The 21437-nt window shown below is 40.6% G+C and carries 20 protein-coding genes; 17 read left to right on the forward strand and 3 right to left on the reverse strand.

The window, feature by feature from the left end; genetic code table 11:
- The first annotated feature begins 278 nt into the window (after window positions 1–278).
- The 8 genes from argF to IQ276_RS09325 all read left to right on the forward strand — a co-directional run bounded on the left by argF (window position 279) and on the right by IQ276_RS09325 (window position 8375).
- Window positions 279–1199: an ornithine carbamoyltransferase gene (argF, locus tag IQ276_RS09290; RefSeq protein ID WP_190882977.1), complete on the forward strand. Its 921-nt coding sequence runs from the start codon at window positions 279–281 to the stop codon at window positions 1197–1199.
- 255 nt (window positions 1200–1454) lie between these two features.
- Window positions 1455–2060, forward strand: coding sequence for a transcriptional repressor LexA (gene lexA / locus IQ276_RS09295; protein WP_221705043.1), 606 nt, complete (start codon window positions 1455–1457; stop codon window positions 2058–2060).
- Between the two features lie 127 nt (window positions 2061–2187).
- Entirely contained in the window at window positions 2188–3663 is a 1476-nt protein-coding gene (locus tag IQ276_RS09300; RefSeq protein ID WP_193925759.1) for a DNA phosphorothioation system restriction enzyme, read from the forward strand.
- A 645-nt stretch (window positions 3664–4308) separates the two neighbouring features.
- Complete coding sequence (locus IQ276_RS09305; RefSeq protein WP_171974192.1) at window positions 4309–4482, forward strand: hypothetical protein; 174 nt, start codon at window positions 4309–4311, stop codon at window positions 4480–4482.
- Window positions 4479–6551 (forward strand): AAA family ATPase, encoded by a 2073-nt coding sequence (locus IQ276_RS09310; RefSeq protein ID WP_235115543.1) that lies wholly within the window; start codon window positions 4479–4481, stop codon window positions 6549–6551. The genes IQ276_RS09305 and IQ276_RS09310 overlap by 4 nt, the downstream gene beginning before the upstream one ends.
- A gap of 11 nt (window positions 6552–6562) precedes the next feature.
- Window positions 6563–7132 (forward strand): Uma2 family endonuclease, encoded by a 570-nt coding sequence (locus IQ276_RS09315; protein ID WP_193918343.1) that lies wholly within the window; start codon window positions 6563–6565, stop codon window positions 7130–7132.
- Window positions 7133–7247: 115 nt separating this feature from the next.
- The gene (locus IQ276_RS09320) at window positions 7248–7799 is read left to right on the forward strand and encodes a Uma2 family endonuclease (RefSeq protein ID WP_193918345.1); all 552 of its coding nucleotides are present in this window, start codon (window positions 7248–7250) and stop codon (window positions 7797–7799) included.
- Window positions 7800–7913: 114 nt separating this feature from the next.
- Window positions 7914–8375 carry a DNA phosphorothioation-associated protein 4 gene (locus IQ276_RS09325; protein WP_073641341.1) on the forward strand — a complete coding sequence of 154 codons (462 nt, stop codon included), beginning with the start codon at window positions 7914–7916 and terminating at the stop codon, window positions 8373–8375.
- A gap of 29 nt (window positions 8376–8404) precedes the next feature.
- Here the strand turns inward: IQ276_RS09325 and IQ276_RS09330 are convergent, their stop codons facing one another.
- On the reverse strand, window positions 8405–9595 hold the full coding sequence (locus IQ276_RS09330) for a DNA sulfur modification protein DndB (RefSeq protein WP_228043161.1): 1191 nt from the start codon (window positions 9593–9595) through the stop codon (window positions 8405–8407).
- Window positions 9596–9699: 104 nt separating this feature from the next.
- Complete coding sequence (locus IQ276_RS09335; RefSeq protein ID WP_193918348.1) at window positions 9700–11301, reverse strand: DGQHR domain-containing protein; 1602 nt, start codon at window positions 11299–11301, stop codon at window positions 9700–9702.
- A gap of 186 nt (window positions 11302–11487) precedes the next feature.
- Here IQ276_RS09335 and dndC point away from each other — a divergent pair, with 186 nt between their 5' ends.
- The 3 genes from dndC to dndD all read left to right on the forward strand — a co-directional run bounded on the left by dndC (window position 11488) and on the right by dndD (window position 15676).
- Window positions 11488–13107, forward strand: a complete 1620-nt coding sequence (gene dndC / locus IQ276_RS09340; RefSeq protein WP_193918351.1) for a DNA phosphorothioation system sulfurtransferase DndC — start codon at window positions 11488–11490, stop codon at window positions 13105–13107.
- A 63-nt stretch (window positions 13108–13170) separates the two neighbouring features.
- Entirely contained in the window at window positions 13171–13584 is a 414-nt protein-coding gene (gene tnpA / locus IQ276_RS09345; RefSeq protein ID WP_193918355.1) for an IS200/IS605 family transposase, read from the forward strand.
- Between the two features lie 106 nt (window positions 13585–13690).
- Entirely contained in the window at window positions 13691–15676 is a 1986-nt protein-coding gene (gene dndD, locus IQ276_RS09350; RefSeq protein ID WP_193918356.1) for a DNA sulfur modification protein DndD, read from the forward strand.
- A gap of 28 nt (window positions 15677–15704) precedes the next feature.
- On the opposite strand, the gene IQ276_RS09355 is transcribed toward dndD, so the two are convergent.
- Entirely contained in the window at window positions 15705–16061 is a 357-nt protein-coding gene (locus tag IQ276_RS09355) for a four helix bundle protein (RefSeq protein ID WP_193918359.1), read from the reverse strand.
- A 105-nt stretch (window positions 16062–16166) separates the two neighbouring features.
- On the opposite strand from IQ276_RS09355, the gene dndE reads away from it, so the two are divergent.
- The 6 genes from dndE to IQ276_RS09385 all read left to right on the forward strand — a co-directional run bounded on the left by dndE (window position 16167) and on the right by IQ276_RS09385 (window position 21265).
- The gene (gene dndE, locus IQ276_RS09360) at window positions 16167–16553 is read left to right on the forward strand and encodes a DNA sulfur modification protein DndE (protein ID WP_235115544.1); all 387 of its coding nucleotides are present in this window, start codon (window positions 16167–16169) and stop codon (window positions 16551–16553) included.
- 94 nt (window positions 16554–16647) lie between these two features.
- Window positions 16648–18105, forward strand: coding sequence for a DNA phosphorothioation-associated putative methyltransferase (locus tag IQ276_RS09365; RefSeq protein ID WP_193922297.1), 1458 nt, complete (start codon window positions 16648–16650; stop codon window positions 18103–18105).
- 458 nt (window positions 18106–18563) lie between these two features.
- Window positions 18564–19856, forward strand: a complete 1293-nt coding sequence (locus IQ276_RS09370; protein WP_193922298.1) for an AmpG family muropeptide MFS transporter — start codon at window positions 18564–18566, stop codon at window positions 19854–19856.
- A complete protein-coding gene (locus IQ276_RS09375; protein WP_190882949.1) occupies window positions 19841–20245 on the forward strand; it encodes an ABC transporter permease in 405 nt (134 codons plus the stop codon). Before IQ276_RS09370 ends, IQ276_RS09375 begins: the two co-directional genes overlap by 16 nt.
- 212 nt (window positions 20246–20457) lie before the next feature.
- Complete coding sequence (locus tag IQ276_RS09380) at window positions 20458–20646, forward strand: DUF8624 family small hydrophobic protein (protein WP_235115545.1); 189 nt, start codon at window positions 20458–20460, stop codon at window positions 20644–20646.
- Between the two features lie 13 nt (window positions 20647–20659).
- Window positions 20660–21265, forward strand: coding sequence for a GNAT family N-acetyltransferase (locus IQ276_RS09385; protein WP_235115546.1), 606 nt, complete (start codon window positions 20660–20662; stop codon window positions 21263–21265).
- Window positions 21266–21437 lie beyond the last annotated feature (172 nt).

Genomic DNA, 21437 nt, shown 5'->3' on the forward strand with positions numbered 1-21437 from the left:
GACTTTACCCTAAATTTATCTGGAAAATCTGATATATATTTTGGCAATATCGCGGTTTTTTCAAGTATATATGCTTGAATGGGCGTTGCAAATGCAACAATCCAAAAAATCAGTGATTGTAATGACTAATAAAGTTGGTAAATTAATATTCATAGCAAAAGCTAACTCAAATCCTGGGCTGGACGCCAAAATATCTGGTACATTTTGAAAATTGTACTTTTTTGACACGGCTGGGTAAAGAAACAGAACTATATAATTGTTCTTTACACATCACAAGCATGACAGCGTTGAACGGACGAGATTTATTAAGTTTGGCGGACATCAGTCCAACGGAACTTCAAGAACTTCTGCAATTGGCAACTCAACTTAAAACCAAACAGCTGAAGTTGCAGTGTAATAAAGTCTTAGGGTTGTTGTTCTCTAAAGCCTCAACTCGCACGCGGGTAAGTTTTACTGTGGCGATGTATCAACTTGGTGGGCAGGTAATCGATCTTAACCCCAATGTCACTCAAGTTAGTCGCGGGGAACCTTTACAAGATACGGCGCGAGTCTTAGATAGATATCTGGATATTTTGGCAATTCGCACTTTTGCACAGCAGGATTTGGAAACTTTTGCTAACTATGCGAAAATTCCGGTGATTAATGCGCTTACTGATGCAGAACATCCCTGTCAGATATTAGCTGATTTATTGACGATTCAAGAAGCTTTTGGCACCCTTGCTGGGTTAACTTTAACCTACGTGGGTGATGGAAATAATGTAGCTAATTCTCTGATGTTGGGCTGTGCTTTGGTGGGAATGAATGTCAGAATTGCCACTCCTACAGGATTTGAGCCAGATTCTAAAATTGTAGAACAAGCAAGAGCGATCGCTAATAACAAAACTGAAGTCCTACTCACTGATGATCCAGAATTAGCCGCCAAAGGATCTGCTGTACTTTATACTGATGTTTGGGCAAGTATGGGACAAGAAGCAGAAGCAGATAACCGTCTGCCTATTTTCCAACCTTACCAAATTTCCGAGCAGTTATTAAGCCTTGCTGACCCGGAGGCAATTGTTTTACACTGCTTACCAGCCCATCGTGGTGAAGAAATTACTGAGGCAGTTATTGAAGGTTCTCAATCACGAGTTTGGGAAGAGGCAGAAAATCGCCTCCACGCCCAAAAGGCTTTGCTTGCTAGTATCTTAGGGGCAGAATGAAGGAAATAGAGACGCGATTCATCGCGTCTGTACAAGAGTTAGGAGACGCGATTCATCGCGTCTGTACAAGAGTCAGAATAGCGATGTGCGGCTGACTCTTGACGACTTATAAGTAAAAAAATCAAGAATAAATAGGCAAAAGAAAATAAAATATTCTTACTTTTGCCTTTGATATTTTTACTTTTCTATTGCTTATGGGGAGTTTTTTGTAGTACTAATGTTCTAGAGACATTTATAATTACTTCCCACAAATTTATGGAACGTCTAACGGAAGCTCAACAAGAACTTTACGAATGGTTGGCAGAATACATTAGAACGCATCAGCATTCGCCTTCAATTCGGCAAATGATGCAAGCGATGAACTTGAAGTCACCGGCACCAATTCAAAGTCGTTTAGAACATTTACGTACTAAAGGATATATAGAATGGACTGAAGGCCAAGCAAGAACGATTCGGATTTTGCGTGCTGTTAAACAAGGTGTACCAATTTTGGGCACGATCGCTGCTGGTGGTTTAATAGAACCATTTACTGATGCTGTAGATCATTTAGACTTTTCTAATTTGGAGTTACCTCCCCAAACCTACGCTTTGCGGGTAGCTGGCGATAGCATGATTGAAGATTTAATTGCTGATGGTGATGTGGTATTCTTGCGTCCAGTACCAGAACCAAATCAGTTGAAAAATGGTACTATCGTCGCCGCGAGAGTCGATGGATTCGGTACCACATTAAAACGTTTTTATCGTCAAGGCGATCGCGTTACTCTCAAACCAGCAAATTCTAAGTACAATCCCATTGAAGTCAGCGCGATGCAAGTGCAGGTGCAGGGTTCCCTCATTGGTGTTTGGCGGGGTTACAACTGAATTGGGGAATGGGGAGTGGGGAGTGGGGGAGATGAGGGAGATGAGGGAGAATAATAACTCCTAACTCCTCACTCAGCACTCAGCACTCCCAATAATTAAGGTTCATCACCACGTTTGTGCTTAACATATGTACCTGACGGCAAATCCAGTGCGGCAACTGCCCACTTTCCGATTAAAATTACCAGTTGCTAGGGAAAGTAAGGGCAGTTATCAAACTTCGCAACCATTACCAGGATGTCCAACAAGGCCTCCATCTTTGCAATTGCGGCAATATCAGCAAGAAGCGATCGCCAGCTGGTTTGCTAATAATGGTAGAGGGACGCTCAAAATGGCTACTGGTAGTGGTAAAACTATTACGGCTTTAGCGATCGCTTGTGAATTATATCAGCAGATTAATTTACAAGTTCTGTTGGTGGTGTGTCCCTACCGTCATCTTGTCACCCAATGGGCGCGAGAATGTGAAAAATTTAATTTGCAACCGATTTTAGCCTTTGAAAATTTACGCACTTGGCAAAGTCAACTTTCTGGGCAAATTTATAATCTGCGTTCTGGTTCTCAACGGTTTATCACGGTGATCACTACGAACTCCACTTTAATTGGAGATGGCTTTCAATCTCAACTCAAATATTTTCCTGCCAAAACTTTAATTATTGGGGATGAAGCGCATAATTTAGGCGCACCCAAGTTAGAAGAAAGTTTACCGCGTCGCGTTGGGTTGAGATTAGCTTTATCTGCCACACCGGAGAGGTATTTTGATGATTTTGGTACGCAATCTTTATTCGATTATTTTGGCCCAGTTCTTCAACCGGAGTTCACTTTGAGGGATGCGATCGCTCAAGGTGCTTTGGTACATTATCTGTATTATCCTGTGTTGGTGGAGTTAACAGAAGCAGAAAGTATTGCTTATTTAAAGTTAACTAAAAGAATTGGGCGATCGCTTTTATATCGAGAACGAGAAAATGGCGGAGATTTTGAAGATAATGAAGATTTAAAGCCGTTGTTGATGCAAAGGGCAAGGTTAATTGGTGCAGCAGAAAATAAATTAAATGCTTTGCGGGATTTAATGGCAACTCGCCGCGAAACTACTCACACACTTTTTTATTGTAGCGATGGTTCACAAGACGCGGGACAACGTTCATCGCTACGCCAACTCAAAGCTGTTGCCAAAATTCTCGGAGTGGATTTGGGATATAAGGTAAGCACCTATACGGCTCAAACTTCTTTAGAGGAAAGAGAAATATTACGTTGTCAATTTGAAAGTGGTGAATTGCAAGGTTTAGTGGCGATTCGTTGTTTAGATGAAGGCGTCGATATTCCGGCAATTCAAACTGCGGTGATTTTATCAAGTTCTGGTAATCCTCGTCAGTTTATCCAGCGACGGGGGCGAGTTTTACGCCCTCATCCAGCTAAAGAACGCGCAACTATATTTGACATGATTGTTTTGCCGCCAGATTTAGATCGAGAAACTATAGAAGTTGAGCGGAATCTGTTAAAAAAGGAGTTACGTCGCTTTGTCGAGTTTGCTGATTTGGCTGATAACGCGGGCGTTGCCAGAATGAAATTACTGGACTTACAAAAGCGATATGGTTTATTAGATATTTGATGATGAATCAGATAGGATTTGTATTTTTTTGTAAAAATTTTTCGAGTTTGGTAGAAAGAAGCACCAAGCATGAAATAATAAAATTATGGATTTGATCATAATGGGATGTAAGTCAAATTTTTAAGCCGACTTACATCCCATTATAATATGGTTTAACTAAAACTAATAATATCAGAAAACCTTGAGATAATAAAGCGTTTTTTGAAAAAAAATTCAGATTTAAAAACACAGCGTATTTCCCAGAAAGTGAAGTACACAATCTGAGAGGATGTTTGAAAAGTCATGATTGATCTGTCAAATATTTTTACCCCACCCTAACCCTCCCCTTGGAAAGGGGAGGGAACCGGATTTTCTTATTTCCCCCCAATATATCGGGGGGATTAAGGGAGGTAATAATTCGATTAAAATCACAGCCAAGCACTTTTCAAACACCCTCTAAGTGTTAAACCTGAGCATCAAGCCTATTTTACTTCTGTTCCCGCAGCCGGGCATAGCCCATTCTGACTTCTGACTCCCGAATTCTGACTTCTGAATTCTACTCTCATAGTTTCTCGAAATTTAAAGATAAGGCTAACAGTGGCTTTACCGAGGCGATTCCAGCACTAGAGAAAGTTAAAATATAAAAAATATCTTTAAAAATTCCAGATGTCACAAGAGGCGAATATCGACGATGTGCAGGAGCCAATTACCAGCGCCCCACCGGAAGTACGGCAAATTATTGAGCGGGTGTGGAAAGAGGAAAAAGGTAGGCTAGATAAGAAAAGTAATGGCCCGATTAATGAGGAGATTTTGAAAATTATTAAGGAAGAGGTGCGATGAAGCTGACTTCAATCAAGCTATGCAACTTTCGCTCCTTTTATGGTACGACACCAGAGATGATTCTGGCTGGGGGAGATGCTCAGAATACAACGATTATTCATGGCAATAATGGCTCAGGAAAAACCAGTTTACTCAATGCCTTTACGTGGGTATTATATGAGAAATTTAGTGCGGCATTTGCATCTACAGAACAGTTAGTAAATAAAAGAGCGATCGCGGAAACTCAAAGAGGCCAAGCTGTAGAATGTTGGGTAGAGATTGGCTGGGAACATGAAGGTAAACGCTATCGAGTCAAACGCGCTTGTCGGGGTTACAAAAACGAAAGCGAATTTGAAGCTGGTAAAACTCAATTAACCATGTGGGTAGGTGGGGACGATGGCAAATGGAATATACCAAATCAGCAACCAGACGATATAATTAATCAAATTTTACCTGCGACTTTACATCAATATTTTTTCTTTGACGGCGAACGAATTGAAGAAATAGTTCGTTCTGATAAAAAAGCTGAAATTGCCGAAGCGACAAAAATTTTCTTGGGTGTAGAAGTAATCAACCGTTCCATCAGACATTTAGGAGATGCTAAAAAAACTCTAGAAAATGAGTTAAAAGCTATTGGTGATTTGCAAACTAAGCAGTTGTTACGACAACAAGAAAAAATAGAACGAGAGCGTGAACGCATTACCAAACGCCAAATAGAAATTCAAGAAGAGTTAGAATATCAACAAACTTTTAAAAAAGAAACAAGTAGCCGTTTACGAGAATTGAGTGCTGCTAAGGAATTACAAGAAAGATGGCAAAATTTAGAATCCCAGAAAGCAGCAAATCAAGAAGAATATAAAAAAACCAAGGAAACGCTGAAAAAAATTATTTCGGCGCGGGGTTATACAGTTTTACTGTCACAAACTACATCCCAGTTCCGAGAAATTATCAACGATTTGAAGCAGCGAGGCGAGTTAACATCGGGAATTTCGCGGGAATTTGTCAATGATTTACTCAATTCTCGACGCTGTATTTGTGGTGCCGAGTTACATGAAGGTAATCATTCTCATATAAATGTGCAAACTTGGTTAGATAAAGCAGGTTCCTCTGCGGTGGAAGAAACTGCGATTCGCATGAGTGCCCAAGTAGATGAAATTGATAAGCAAGCCATAGGATTTTGGGAAGAAGTTGATAGAGAACAAGCCAGGATTAATCAACTCAGGCAAACTATATCCCAAGTTGAAAACGATTTAGAGAATATTCAAGAACGGTTACGAAAAGATGCTAATGAAGAAATTAGCAGTTTACAAAAACGGTTAGATGAAATTGAAAGTAAAATTGACGAATTAAATCGAGAACAAGGTGCAAATCAGCAGCAAATTGCTCAACTCACTACTGAAATTGAAGGTTTGAATAAGCAAATCAGCAAACAAAAGCTGAATGAGGATAAGCAAACTTTAGCACAGCGACGGATTAACGCTACTCAAGATGCCATCGAACGATTAACAGAAGTCCGAAATCGTCAAGAACAACAATTTCGCCTGCAATTAGAAAAGCGAGTACAAGAGATATTCACAGAAATTTCTGTGACTCCATATATTCCTAAAATTAGCGATAAATATGAACTGACATTAGTAGAAAATACCACAGGTATGGAAGCGTTAGTTGCAGCTTCCACTGGGGAAAACCAAATTCTCAGTTTATCCTTTATTGCCAGCATCATTGACAAAGTAAGGGAATGGAGTGAGAAGCGAAAAATGATGATGATTCCTGATAGTAGCACTTTTCCTATTGTGATGGATTCGCCTTTTGGTAGCTTGGATGCGAATTCGCGGCGACACATTGCTAAGACAATTCCTAAATTAGCGAATCAGTTGATAGTGTTAGTCACAAAAACTCAATGGCGGGGTGAAGTTGAAGAGGAAATAGCAGATAGAATTGGCAGAGAATATGTGCTTACTTACTATTCTTCTAAACCTGATTGTGAGCAGGATTATATTCAGTTAGCTGGGGAAAGATATCCTTTGGTCAAACAAAGTCCCAACGAGTTTGAATATACTGAAATTATCGCAGTTGAACGTAATGTTTAAAGGATGAAGTTATGGTTGCAAATCCAGACAGAAAGTATATGACTCCTCAGGAATACCTGGAATGGGAAGAACAGCAAGATATTAAATACGAATATATCAATGGTGAAGTCTTCGCCATGACTGGCGGTACTATTCCCCATACTACTATTGCCTTAAACTTAGCTTCGGCGTTAAAAAGTCACCTGCGAGGGAGTGGCTGTCGCGCCTTCATGGCAGATGCAAAAGTAGGAGTAACTGAGAACGGGCCGTTTCACTATCCAGATGTTGCAGTGAGTTGTGATGAACGAGACAAACAAGCGATTAAATTTATTCAGTATCCTTGTTTAATTGTCGAAGTTCTCTCCCCTAGTACAGAAGCTTACGACAGAGGTCGTAAATTTATTCAGTATCGCCGTATCCAGACTTTACAAGAATATGTCCTGATTGATGCTGAAAAGATTGGTTTAGATTGCTTCCGGCTAAATGATAGAGGGATTTGGGAGTTACATCCTTATGAACAGGGGGATGAAGTTCATTTAACTAGCGTTGATTTTCATTTTCCTATTTCTTTAGTTTATGAGGATGTGCAGTTTGTAATATAAGTTTTGGAGAGACGTAGACGCGTAGCGGCTTGCCGCAGGCTACCGCAGAGGCGCAGAGGACGCAGAGAGAAGATTGTTGAATTGAGATTATCGCTAATTAATTAGAAGATATTTTATGAGTATTAAAACTGAAGCAACTATTGAAGATTTGTACCATTTACCTGACAATTGTAAAGCAGAGATTGTCAATGGAAAATTGGTGCTGATGTCTCCAACTGGATTTTTACCAGGACGTGCAGGCGGTGAAATTTATGCAAGTCTACGGGATTATGAACGTCTGAGAAAAAGTGGTTATGCTTTGCCTGATAATGTCGGTTTCATTGTCAATCTCCCTAACCGCCGTTCTTTAAGTCCTGATGCTGCGTTTTATACTGGCAAACCTACAGGCGGAAAGTTTCTTAATGGTGCGCCTGTGTTCGCTGCTGAGGTGCGAAGTGAAAATGATTACGGTGATAAGGCTGAGAAAGATATGGCTAGTAAACGCCGTGATTATTTTGCGGCTGGTACGTTGGTAGTTTGGGACGTAGATGTACTTAAAGAGGAAGTTATTAGAGTATATCGTGCTAGTAATCCTGAAGAACCCCAGGTTTATCGCCGTGGTGAGGTGGCTGGAGCTGAACCTGCACTGCCAGGATGGACTATGTTAGTGGATAATTTGTTTGTTTAGCGATCGCCTTTATATTAGTATAAAATAATTCAACTAAAGGTGCGTAGGCGTAGCCAGCCGTAGGCATCATTTTTGGGTTTAGGTTAAAATAGCAACACAGTATATATAAAAACAATGGCTGCAAATAGAATCAGGGTTGCTAAAGATAAGGCTGAGTTGGTGAAATCTTTAGTCGCATCAAAAGACACAACTGGGCCTTTTCAGACTTATGTAGAAGTTATGGTGTTTGCAGCAGCATTGGGCGTTAAATATAAAAAACGCGTTCCTTTAGACGTAATTTCTAAAGATTTATCCCCACTGCGACAAGATTATTTTACTAGCAGCTTCACTCTATTAATTAATTTGTTGGCTATCACCGAAACAGAAAACATTAAGATTATAGGTGATGATAATGTAGCTGACGAGCAACGTATTCATATTTTTGAAGAGTATGCTAATGCGGGTTTAGAAATTATACAAAATGAACTGCGTGGAGCAGTAGACTATTCAGAGCGACTTTTATTGATTCTTAGTTATGAGAGAACGAATACGGAGCAACAAGATGAGGAATTTGATCTAAGCAAATTCCTCTCTTGATTTTTAAGTAATACTTAAAAGCAATAATTTTACATCCAGCCTAGTGCAATCTTTACTATTTTGACTGCATCTGTTACTGCACTAGCAGCAGCAGATATTTTATAAGGCTTGTCTGGATTTTGAGGTTTGGGATCTATTCTAATTACATTATCCTTCCAAAGTTGGTTTTCTCTTGACCAATCTAGCTGTGCTAGTTGTAAAATCTTTTCTTCGTTAAAAGAATTGTTTTCTGGCTCGTATATGTAGTGCAATAAACGCCCTAAAACTTCCAGCCCCACGCTTACACCTAGAAGACATTCTTCTTTAAATGCAGCTACTTCATCTATTGTTAGTTCTTCAACAGTTGTATCAGAAATATACTCAGTATTACTGCATTCCGAAAAAAATCTATTAAGACAAATAACCAAAGCATCAGATGCTTGATAAACATCATAATCTCGAAGCTGATTACTTGGATCGTTAGTAAAAACGCAACTTACAAACCTAGCTATAAAATTAGTTGTGTAAATCAGCTTTTGTTTAGTAGTAGGACTTAATTTAATCTTCTCTGTCTTACCCTGAAACATTGGCACTCGTTTTATTAATTCTTTAGTAATGCCAACTCGACCAGAGAACTCGCCAAATGATAATAACAATGATTTATCTAATTGTTTTGTTTGAGCCATATCTCTGAAATCTGCCTGACACTGCTGAAAATCACCCTCCAAAACTAGAGTAATTGCAAAATCATCATCACTGATTAAGTGGCTTTCAGTACTTTCTATCAATTCGTGAATTGCACGTTTACGATGTTGTCCATCAGTGATGTCTAACTTGACTCCACGACGAATAACAACCAGACAAATACCCCTACCCAGTTCAAGAATTGTTATGTCTTTTGGAGCTACATTAGCAGTCAAAGTTCCTACAATCCAAGGTTTTTCTTTTCGAGAACGGTCAACAATATATTTTTTAATTTCATCAGCATGACCTTTAACCTCTGGGCGATTTTTACCAGAATCAGGATCATTCCCAGTGGATGGTTTGGCTTGCAGAAGACCAGAAAAGTCACTAGCTGGAACATTAATTTGCAGCATAGTACGCTTTCCCTGCCTAAAAATAAGTCCTGGATAGCAGCGATCGCGATGATATTGTGAGAAGAATGGCTCAATAAAGGAGCTAAACTGAGCTTTTATCTGAGGAGAAATGCTATTATTGTCGTCCTCAATCGGTTGAGCCATATAAATACCTAATATAAATTAGTAGATGTTAGCAAACATCATATGCAACCCTTGTAAAAGATAGCATCAGTAAAAACAACAGTGCAAAATACTACTTAATTTTGCTAGTTCAATATATGTGGAAGCCCTACAGCTTTTGGATCAACAAACTTGCCATCAAAACCTATAGTTTTATCTTCCATAGTCCTAGCATCCGCCAAAGCCTTACGAAGTTCAGCACGTTCCATCTGTTCCTGAATTCCACCCAGGATATAAACCAATAACTTCGCCGCCAAATCTCGTCCCGCAACCTGCACCCGCTTTTTATTTGGGTCATACAAAACCCCATACCAGAGAGATTGGGGATACTCCATACCACTAAAACCGCCTTGCTGGTCAAACTTCCGCAGCTTCTTAAAAATATCTACCAGTGTGAAACCTTTTTTAAATACTAAAATTCCCAACGCTTGCGCTAATGCAACTTGAGCAACTGGACGAAAAAGCATATTTCCTTCACCTCCATCCTTCTCAAAGCTGAACCGCCGCAAAGCTGGTGTATCCTCATGTTCCAAAATTTTATAACTGGGAAGATTTGCCAAAGAATCAAATAGCTTTCTGAATTCTTCAATCCCTTGCTCAAGTTCTTCATCCTCTGGACGCATAGGAATTAGACCTTTCTCCAAGGGTTTCCAATGAGGAAACTTTTGACTCAAATATCGCTCAGACATGTCTTGCAGAGCTTGTAATGTCGTCAAAACTGTAGAATTGGAAGCCACTGTTGCACTATTCCAATTAACACGGGGATTGCGCTCTTGTCGTTGTTCTAATAATGGATGTGTAACTGCGATTTTTCTAGCAACGATCGCAAAACCATCATCTTCATTCAACTGTGTTAGCTGACCTTTAGTCAACGGTGCAGCCATCAAGTTGACATGAACAAAAATCGATCTCACCCTCCGCCGTGCCTCGGTGCGAGTTTCCCCAGCCGCTACCGCACAGATGAACTCAATACCAATTTTTTCCTTGGGTAAATTTTGTAAGTAAGCAAGGTCTACTTGGTATTTTTGTATCAAATCATTGACTGTAATAAAACTGTCATCAGCAGCTTTATCTTTTTTATAGCGTTGGAGTTTACGAGTTTTAATTAACTCCATCAACCCCTGTACACCCATTAATCGATGTTGACCATCTAGTGCATAAATGGTTACATCATCTTCAGAAATATTTAGCAGACCTACTTTAGCGTCTTTATCTAAGGGGATGAAATCAGTGGTAGACTTGGTGGCGCGTCCTTCACTATCCCACTCAGCAGCTTTGGGATTATCCACCCACGGTTGATTAATTACAACCAACACCGGTGGAAACTTGTGATTGTGTCGAGCCGCTAAATACTGCACTAGCGGTGCTTGACGTGACCAATCAAGGGGACGCTGCTGAATTTCATCAATACTATCCGCGTCAATCTCGATATTCTCTGTCTCTGGATTGTATTTTTTTTGAAACAGAGGTAAGCCAGACGCGAAGTGAACACGACCTGCAAACCATTCCAATGTAACAGAGCTAACATAAGCCTCAGTACCACCCATCTCGGTTTTTTGAACGAGAATTTGATCCTTTTTACCTAAAAACTTCTCCAGCAGTAAAGCGAGTACCTGTTTTTCCTTGTTTTCTCGTTCCAGATACTCTCTAGCGATGTCAGCGGTTGGGTCAGATGTACTATCTTTCATGTTAATTTTTAAAAACGAAGTAGTAATATGTAGTTTGATTGTCCAAAAAATTGAGTATTAGTAATAAAGTTTTTAAAAACTTTTTTCTAACGCGAGTATATACGTTGCGCCTGTGTAGCCGATAATTCCATGCACTTAGATGGAAGAAATGAAGTTACACCCATGTTTTCAGAGAGAGAGGGAGAAATGACTACAGCACAACAAGCAGAAAATAAAGGTCAGCAAACACGTACTGTAGCAGAGTTAGTGGACTACATCCAAGCTCTCAACACTGAAATTCAAGAACTGTATTGTTTAGATGAGATACCTTGGGTTTTAGGCGTGTCTTGGGGAAAAGATTCTAGTACAGTATTGCAGCTTGTATGGAATGCGATCGCTGCTCTTCCTCCAGAAAAAAGAAGTAAGACTATTCATGTTATTACAACAGATACTCAGGTAGAAAATCCTGTAGTGTCTACTTGGGTTCGCAAATCCTTACAGAATCTTAAGGTAGCTGCTAAAAAATATGGGATGCCAATTGAACCACATTTACTACAACCAGTAATTGAAGACACATTTTGGGTAAATCTTATTGGTAAGGGATATCCAGCACCCCGTAACCAGTTTCGCTGGTGTACACCACGCTTAAAAATTAATCCTGCCAATCAATTCATTCGTGAAATAGTTAGAGCTAACGGTGAAACAATTCTTGTATTGGGGACTCGCAAGGCGGAGAGTTCCAAACGGGCTGCAACAATGAAAAAGCATCAGGCTGATAGAGTACGAGATCATCTGAGTCCTAATGCCAGTTTACCCAACTCCTTAATCTATACCCCCATTGAAGATTGGAGTAATAACGATGTCTGGATATACCTTAATCAGTATGAGAATCCTTGGGGACAAAACAATAAAGAATTATTCACTATGTACCGAGGTGCTACAGCAGATAATGAATGCCCACTAGTTGTTGATACTTCTACTCCTAGCTGTGGTGATTCCCGATTTGGCTGCTGGGTTTGTACACTAGTGAATAAGGATAAATCAATGGAGGCGATGATCCAAAATGATGAAGAAAAAGAATGGATGCAGCCTCTATTAGATATTAGGAATGAACTAGATATTCAAGATGATCGAGACAAGAGAGACTTTAGAAGAATTTGGGGAGATGTCCAACTATTTGAACGCAATAAAAACGGGGAAATTTCTGTAGAACCAATTCCTGGCCCTTATACTAAATATTGGCGGGAGCATTGGCTCAGACGATTATTAGAAGCGCAAACAAAAATCCGTCATACAGCGCCAGAAAATATGCGCGATATCACCTTAATAACTGTAGAAGAAATGAGCGAAATTCGGCGCATTTGGCTAGAAGAAAAACACGAATTTGATGATAGCTTACCTCGTATTTATCAAGAAGTAACTGGCGAAGAATTTCAAGATCCCCGTCCTGGTGCTGACTATAGCCTACTAGGTCGTGATGAATGGATAGTATTAGAAGAAATCTGTGAAGGTGACGCGATGCAATTGGAACTCATGGCGAAATTGTTAGATACAGAACGCCAGTATCGCAAAAAGACTCGTCGCGTGGGAATATATGAAGCTCTAGAAAAATGTTTTAATACAAGTTCTCGTTCCCCAGAAGAAGCGATTAAGAATGCTCGTTTGAAACGCGAATTAAGCGAAGCAGTTAGTCAAGGTGATGTTGCAAAGGTCAAGCAGATGACTTTGGGTGATGTTGCCGCAATGAATGAGGTAAATGAAGCGAAAAGTGATGAACAGTTAACTTGGGGAAGTATGAAATTTAAAAAGAAAGATTCAGAAGAATAGAATACCGGGCGAATGGAATTCGCTGCTACACAGACGAAACCCACCTTCGTGGGTTGAAGAAAAATGAGAGCAAGTTTTACGCAATTGTATTTACATTATGTTTGGGCGACGTGGGATAGATTGCCCCTAATTACGCTTGATATTCAGAAGTTAGTTTATGCAGCGATCGTTCAGGAATGTGAACAATTAAAATGTACCGTAATTGCAATTGGTGGTGTTGAAGATCATGTCCATCTGCTAACAGGTTTTCCGTCAACCATCAGTGTCTCTGAATTGGTTAAACAAATTAAGGGAAGTTCTTCCCATTTCATCACTCACGAAATCAAGCCAGGTGAGTTTTTTAAATGGCAAGGTAGCTATGGAGCTTTTACAGTTAGTTATGATGCCATTGATAATATAGCCAATTACATCAGAAACCAAGCTATCCACCATAGCCAAAAATCAATCATTCCTATCTGGGAACTAACTCCCAAGTAACCTAAGAACTATGAATTTATTTAGTCCGCGGAGGCGGACTTTGCCTGTGTAGCCGCGAATTCCATTCGCCCGGTATTTCTAGATATTTAATAATCTTAAAAAATCAATGATATTTCTTGAACTCGTTCTGCAAAACTTCGGCCCCTACGTTGGGAAACAGGTAATCAATCTAAACCCAAAAATTGATGAGGAAAACTCACGCCCAATTATCCTTTTAGGTGGAATGAATGGCGGCGGAAAAACTACCCTTATGGATGCTATTCGTCTCGCCCTTTATGGACCCCGTGCCCAATGTTCTACCCGTGGTAATTTAAGTTATAGCGATTTTCTCAACCAATGTGTTAACAACAAAATAGATCCAGTTGCAGACACCCGTATTGAATTACTTTTTGAACATATCGAAAACGATAAGCCAATAAAATATCGTGTTGTGCGTAGTTGGACAAAAAATCCTAAAGACGGGAAAGATACATTAGGCATTTTAGGTGATAGTGATACATGGCCTGATGCTTTAGTTAATATCTGGGATGAATATATAGAAAATCTTTTACCATTAGGTATTTCTAATTTATTTCTCTTTGATGGGGAACAGGTTAAAGAACTTGCAGAACAGGAAACACCACCACCAGTTGTAGTAGATGCAATTCGCGGGCTTTTAGGTTTAGAATTAGCAGACCGTTTAGCAGTTGATTTAGATATCTTAGTTAATCGTAAAATTAAAGAAGTTGGTACTAGTAAGGATTTAGCAAACCTAGAGGAAATTGAAACTAGGTTAACCCAACAGCAAGAAGATTATCAAACAACACTAGAAAAATTAGAAACTCTCAAAAATCAGGTAGAAGAGTTAGAACAAAAACAGCAAGAAGCCTTTGATAAATTCATTTCTGAAGGCGGTAAAATTGCAGCACAACGCAATCAACTAGAATTACAACAGGATACAAAAACTGCGGAAATTGAACAAGTACGTCAGTCGATGTGTGAATTGGCGGCTGATGTTTTACCTCTGGCATTAATTGCCAATTTGCTTACTCAGGTGCAAGCACAGGGAGAAAAAGAATTTCGCTACCAACAAGTACAAATCTCCAAAGATTTGTTAATTGAGCGAGATCAGCGCTTACTCAGTTGGTTAAATGAAGTGGAAATTTCCTCGGCACAATTGGAAAAAATCCAATCATTTCTAATCCAAGATGTAGATAATTTATATGCTAAAAATCGACCGATAGAAGCACCTTGGTTATTAGCTGATCATGAAACTTTAAGTCAGCTAGATAATCTCATATATCACTTGCAAAATTCTCAACTTTCTGCGAAAGAAAAATTAACTATTCTCAAAAATAAAGAAGAAGAAATTCATACTCTTGAAAGACAAGTGCAGACAGCAGCAGCACCAGAAGATTATACAAAGCTGCGTCAAGCATTAGAAGCGGCGCAAAATCAAGTTGTTGAAGTTAAAGCAAATTATGAAACGATCCGCCGTCGTTTAGCTGAATTAGAAACTATTATTGCCAAGTCTAAAAAAGAATTAAGTGAATATACTGTAGAAAATATCAAGTATAAAAATACCGAACATATTATTACGTCAGCAGCGAAAGTTCAAGAAACACTCAAGATTTTTCGTGAAAAATTAACCCTACGAAAACTCAATAAATTAGAAGAAGAAGTTAAAAATTGCTTCCTTTATCTCCTCCATAAATCTGACTTAGTGCATCGGATAACCATTGATACTAAGACTTTCAGCCTTTTGCTTTACGACTTTAATGGGAAACCAGTACCTAAACATCGCCTTTCTGCTGGTGAAAAACAACTATTAGCGATCGCCTTTCTCTGGGGTTTAGCCAAAGTCTCCGGACACCGCCTACCAGTAGCCATCGATACGCCACTCGGTAGACTAGACTCCTCACATCGCAGCAACTTAGTAGAACGTTACTTTCCATCCGCCAGCCATCAAGTCATTCTGCTTTCTACGGATACTGAAATCGGTAAAAAAGAAGTAGAAACATTAAGAAATAATGAAGCGATCGCCCGCGAATACCTCCTCAAATACGACTCTGCTACCCGTCAAACAACCATACAACTGGGTTATTTTTGGTAATTCGTAATTCGTAATTCGTAATTCGTAATTATTTGCCTTTGAGTCGTTTGGTGGAAGCAACTAGAATTTTACCAATTTCGTTTGCCTCTTGGAGAAGTAGTTGAAATTTGTGTCTATCCACTAGTTCGGATTCAATTAATATTTCTAACCAGTATTGTGTTTCTCTTGCTTCTTTCAAAGCAATTTCTAATTTATTGATAAAATCTTTATTAGATTGGGCGGACTGTGCTTCTCGAACATTTGCACCAATCGAAGTCCCAGAACGAAATAATTGTTTAGAGAGAATTCGATAAACTCCAGGCTTTTCATCTAAAAAGCAACAAGCTTTAACAATTCTTACCGCAAAACTTCTTGTCCGGTCAGTAATGCTACTATTAGTTACCATATTTTTCTTTTAAATCATAATATCTATGCTTCCCACATCTAAAAGAAAAACTAGAATCTCACTCTAAATCAATTACGAATTACGAATTACGAATTACGAATTATCATGGAATCCCCAATCGAAAGAATAAAACTTTCCCAAACAGCCAAAGACCAACTCCTCAAACTCAGACGCAACACCAAAATTGACCAATGGAATATCCTCTGCCGTTGGGCGTTTTGTCGTTCCTTAGCAGAACCCACCCCACCCTCCCCCGTCCCCATTCCCCAAGATAGTAATGTCGAAATGAGTTGGCGCGTCTTTGGTGGCGAAATGTCCGATATTCTCCTCCTCGCCCTCAAGCAACGCTGTCATAACGACGGTTATGACACCGACAAAGAAACTCTCGCCACCCAATTCCGCCTGCACTTACATCGCGGTATCGGTTACTTAGCAGGCGATCAAAATATCAAGAAAATTGAAGATTTAATAGAACTAGCCATCAAAGATTGAAACCATATTAGGTAATCGGTAAAAAAAACGGCATCTACCCGACTTTCTTAATTACGAATTACGAATTACGAATTACGAATTACGAATTACCCTTATGCCTGAAGCTTTAGAAATCGATCGCCATAGAGCCGCGATCGCTCGCACTGACATCTCCCGCCCCGTGCGATTAGCCATAGAATGGGCAATCCTGGATCAAAACACCACTTTTTTTGACTACGGTTGCGGCTACGGTGGTGATGTGCAGCGAATAGCAAACTTAGGCTACACCAGCGCAGGCTGGGACCCTTACTACTATCCCGATGTCCCACTCACCCCCGCTGATGTCGTCAATTTGGGTTACGTCCTCAATGTCATCGAAGATGCAGAGGAACGCCGTCAAAGCCTCATCCAAGCTTGGGAACTCACCCAGCAAGTTTTAATTGTCGCAGCTCAAGTGCTGATTAATGCTCCCAGCAAAACTCAGGTGGCTTACAACGATGGCATTGTAACCCGTCGCAATACTTTTCAGAAATATTACGAGCAAGAGGAACTCAAAACTTACATTGATGAAGTGCTAAATGTGGATGCGGTACCCATAGCGCTGGGTGTCTACTTTGTTTTTCGAGATGAAGCCCAAAAAGAAAGTTACAAAGCTATCCGCTTCTTTTCTACTTCTTCTACACCGCGAGTCCGCATCCCCACCAAGCGGTTTGAAGATTACCAAGAACAACTGCAACCACTCATGGCTTTTTTTACCAAGCGCGGTAGACTGCCTGTGAAAGGCGAATTGGAAAATGAACAAGAATTACTGATAGAATTTGGTAACTTCCGGCGTGCTTTGGGCGTAGTTTTGCAAGCTACCGACGAAACAGAATGGGATGCGATCGCTTATCGTCGTTCTCTAGATATCCAAGTTTATCTCGCCCTCACCCATTTTGATCGACGCCCCGCATGGCAGAAACTAGCGCCAGAAATGCGTCACGACATCAAAGCCTTTTTTAGTAGTTACGAAGAAGCTTGCCAAGTCGCCGATCAAAAGCTTTTCAGCTTAGGCAAACCGAAAGTGATTCAAACTGCTTGTGAAAAAAGCAAAATTGGTAAACACACGCGCGGTGCCCTTTACGTGCATGTTTCGGCGCTTGCTGCACTCGATCCTTTGCTGCGAATTTACGAAGGCTGCGCTAGCCGTACCATTGGCCGTGTAGATCAAGCCACATTGATAAAATATCACATTGATAAACCGCAAATATCCTATCTTTTTTACCCTGATTTCGATACTGACCCTCATCCAGCTTTAAAAGCAAGTATCGGTATTGACTTAAAAACCCTAGCTGTTACTCACCGAGAATATCAAACTAGAGCAAATCCGCCAATTTTACATCGAAAAGAAACATTTGTTACCAATATATACCCGCGTTACGAAGAATTTGCTAAACTCACCCAACAAGAAGAGGAATTAGGATTGCTCAAGCACACAAGCGATATTGGTACTCGTGAAGGTTGGGAAAAATGCCTTGCCGCACACAAAGTACAAATAAGAGGGCATGAGGTTTATCCAATTCAAGAAAGTTAATACGATTTTGGATTATCGAAGAATTAGGGACTTCCAAAAAATAAATTATCCCAAATCATTTGTACATTTTTTGGGTAGCACAGCTGTGCTAACCTACGAACGCGAGTGCGTCCCGCAGGGATGGGATGTTTTTTTCACTGGAAGTTCCTTACTGGCGATCGCTTTGAGTACTCCGTGTGTCGCAATCATTATTCAAATTGATATCAGGTAAAGCACTGCCCAATAAAGGTATCCTGAATTTGGATTTAGGGCGAGTAAATCTTGGTGAGTTAGTGTGTTTGCAGAAAACTACACACTACCTTTGCTAAGTATTAATGCTCAATTAGTGCTGCGGCGATCGCGCAAATTCTTATAGGTATTAGTTTAGATGATACATTTTTTCATTGCCTTGTTGTACTTTATCCAAACTCCAATTACCATGACTGAGATTTCCTCAAAAGAGGCAAAAAGTTGAAACCATGAGGAAAATTGAATCGCTGCTGCAAGTTTTCGGTAGTCGCAAGATGGCGGCTTTGTTATTGTTGGGCTTTGCATCGGGTTTACCGTTATTGTTAATCGGTAATACCTTGAAGGCTTGGATGACCGTGGAGAAGGTAGATTTAGCCGCTATTGGGTGGTTTAGCCTCGCTGGGTTACCATATTCGTTGAAGTTTCTCTGGTCGCCGTTAATAGATAGATTCACCTTGCCAGTTTTGGGACGACGACGGGGTTGGTTGATTTTGACACAGGTTGGCTTGATTGTAGCGATCGCCATCATGGCATTTCAACAACCCAAACAAGCATTACAGCTTTTAGCCATCAACGCCATAGTCATTGCTTTTATCAGTGCAACTCAAGATATCGCCGCTGACGCCTACCGCACCGATGTTTTGGAAAAACTAGAAATGGGGGCTGGTGCAGCAGTTTTTATCTTAGGTTATCGAATCGCCTTGTTAGTCGCAGGTGCTTTAGCCTTGATACTTGCTGATAAATTACCCTGGTCATCAGTTTACTTGTTGATGGCAGGAATCATGTTAATTGGTATTTTTGCCACCTTGTTAGCACCAGAACCCAAGGAAATTAGTCCTCCTGCTTCCTTAGCTGATGCTGTTGTCTTGCCCTTTGGTGAATTTTTTCAGCGTCAAGGTATCTTATACGCTATTTTAATTCTTGTGTTCATTACCTTATACAAACTGGGTGATGCTTTGTTGAGCAATATGACCACGCCCTTTTTGCTGCAAACAGGTTTTACCAAAACCGATATTGGGGCAATTCAAGTCGGCATGGGATTAGTTGCTACGATTGTCGGCGCCCTAGCAGGTGGTTCGATTTTGAGTGCTATAGGCATCAATCGATCGCTTTGGGTTTTTGGTATTCTACAAGCAGTAAGTAATTTAGCTTACTTTTTCCTAGCATATATCGGTAAAAACTACCAAGCTATGGTACTTGCCATCAACATAGAACAATTTTGTGGTGGATTGGGGACAGCAGCCTTTGTTGCCTTTTTGATGAGTCTTTGTAACCAGCGGTTTTCCGCAACCCAATATGCTTTGCTCTCCAGCTTGATGGCTGTCAGCCGCGATATTCTGTCAGCCCCAGGAGGCGCCATTGCCCAAAGGACGGGTTGGCCGATATTTTTCTTAATAACCATCGCCGCCGCTGTGCCAGGACTACTTCTATTGCCAGTATTTGCTCCCTGGAACCCTCGACCAGTGGCAGCATCCAGACCAGGACTTGAGGACGAAGAAGAGGATATATGGGGAATCAAGTAGTTATTGCTGTCGGCACATTCATCCTCTTGCTTACTGGTTTATTACTTGGGTATGTTCTCTCGCAGTTAGTTTTAGGATTTCTAGCATTTAACCTCCTAACTTTTTTCGGAACACTCAGCCTAATTTTAATTTTTGGTACACTTTATTACGTTTTATTTTGGCAATTGCGGAGAGAGCAGTCTCGGTCATCATTAGATCAAGGAATAACAAGCCAGGTAGACGAAGGTGTATCTGATAGCTATCTCAAAAACAGGCTAATTGCCAGATTATCCGGTGATACCGCCGCTGCCGAACGATTAATTGAACAGGCAAAAGAGACTTATCCAGGAATGCCAGAGAATTGGTATTGTGAGAGAGTGCTTGATGACTTAGAGCGCAATCGGGAATAGTACTGCGGGAGTGGGGAGTGGAAAGTGGGGAGATGAGGGAGATGAGGGAGATGAGGGAGATAAACAGCTCCTCTGCCCCCTGCCCCTCTGCCTCTTCCCATGCCCAATACCCTATTCCCTATACACAGAAAATCGCTAAAATAAATCAAGAATACTTTACAAATCTTTAGCTGGGTTCTCATAAAAGTTCCGAGCTTCCTTAGAATTAAAATATGGCTATTTTTCGTCAATACATCGCCCCACTGCTTGTTGTTTTGGTATTTGTCTTTGCCCTAGTGGCAGTCAGCGCTCGGATCTTTTTACCCTCCGATATGGCAGCACCCGCACCAATTGAAGAGGTAGGGGTAAGTTCTCAACTTACTCCTGCTGATTTACCACCTGCACGCAACTCAGCTAGCTAAATCAATATCAGAAGTGTCTGAGCAATTACTACCTGGGTACTTTATTCGCCGTGGCTCAACTTTAGATCGATCGCTGCTGCTAAAATTCATGCAGCAGACTTACCAAGATCTTTTTCCCAATCAGGATTTTTCCCACCTAGAGCAAACAGTTAAGCAATACTTCTCCAGCGATACGCCCTTGTGGTGGGTCGATTTTTCGAGTCAGGGAGATGAGGGGGATGAGGAAGCAGGGGGAGATGAGGGAGCAAGGGAAGTAAATTCTTCCTCATCCCCCTCATCTCCCTCATCCCCCTCATCTCCCTCATCCCCCTCATCCCCCTCATCTCCCTCATCCCCCCATCCCCCCATCGCCTGCGTCTGGGTGGGCAATGCCATAGATCAAGTACAGGGTAACCGTCATGCTCATATCTTTGTCCTCTATGTTGCGCCAGAACATCGGCGGCGAGGTATTGGCACAGCCTTGATGCAATATGTGGAAAATTGGGCGATTCAAAGAGGCGATCGCCAAATTGGTTTACAAGTTTTTCAATCAAACAAACCTGCATTAAATCTTTACCACCAGTTGGGTTATCAAACCCAATCCCTATGGATGGTAAAATTCCTCAATACACAAAAATAAATTAGAGGATAGCGATAAAATACTTTAGCGTCTGAGTTATGGCCGTTCTCGTTTGGATCAAAGTCAACGAGAGACCACGGAAAGTGTACAATAACGCAACTGATATATATAAAGCTTTAACTTATTGGCGCCGGGGATTACATGTTAATCCCCAGAAGGGATTGAAATTAAA

The organism is Desmonostoc muscorum LEGE 12446 (assembly GCF_015207005.2).
Taxonomy (GTDB): Bacteria; Cyanobacteriota; Cyanobacteriia; order Cyanobacteriales; family Nostocaceae; genus Nostoc; species Nostoc muscorum.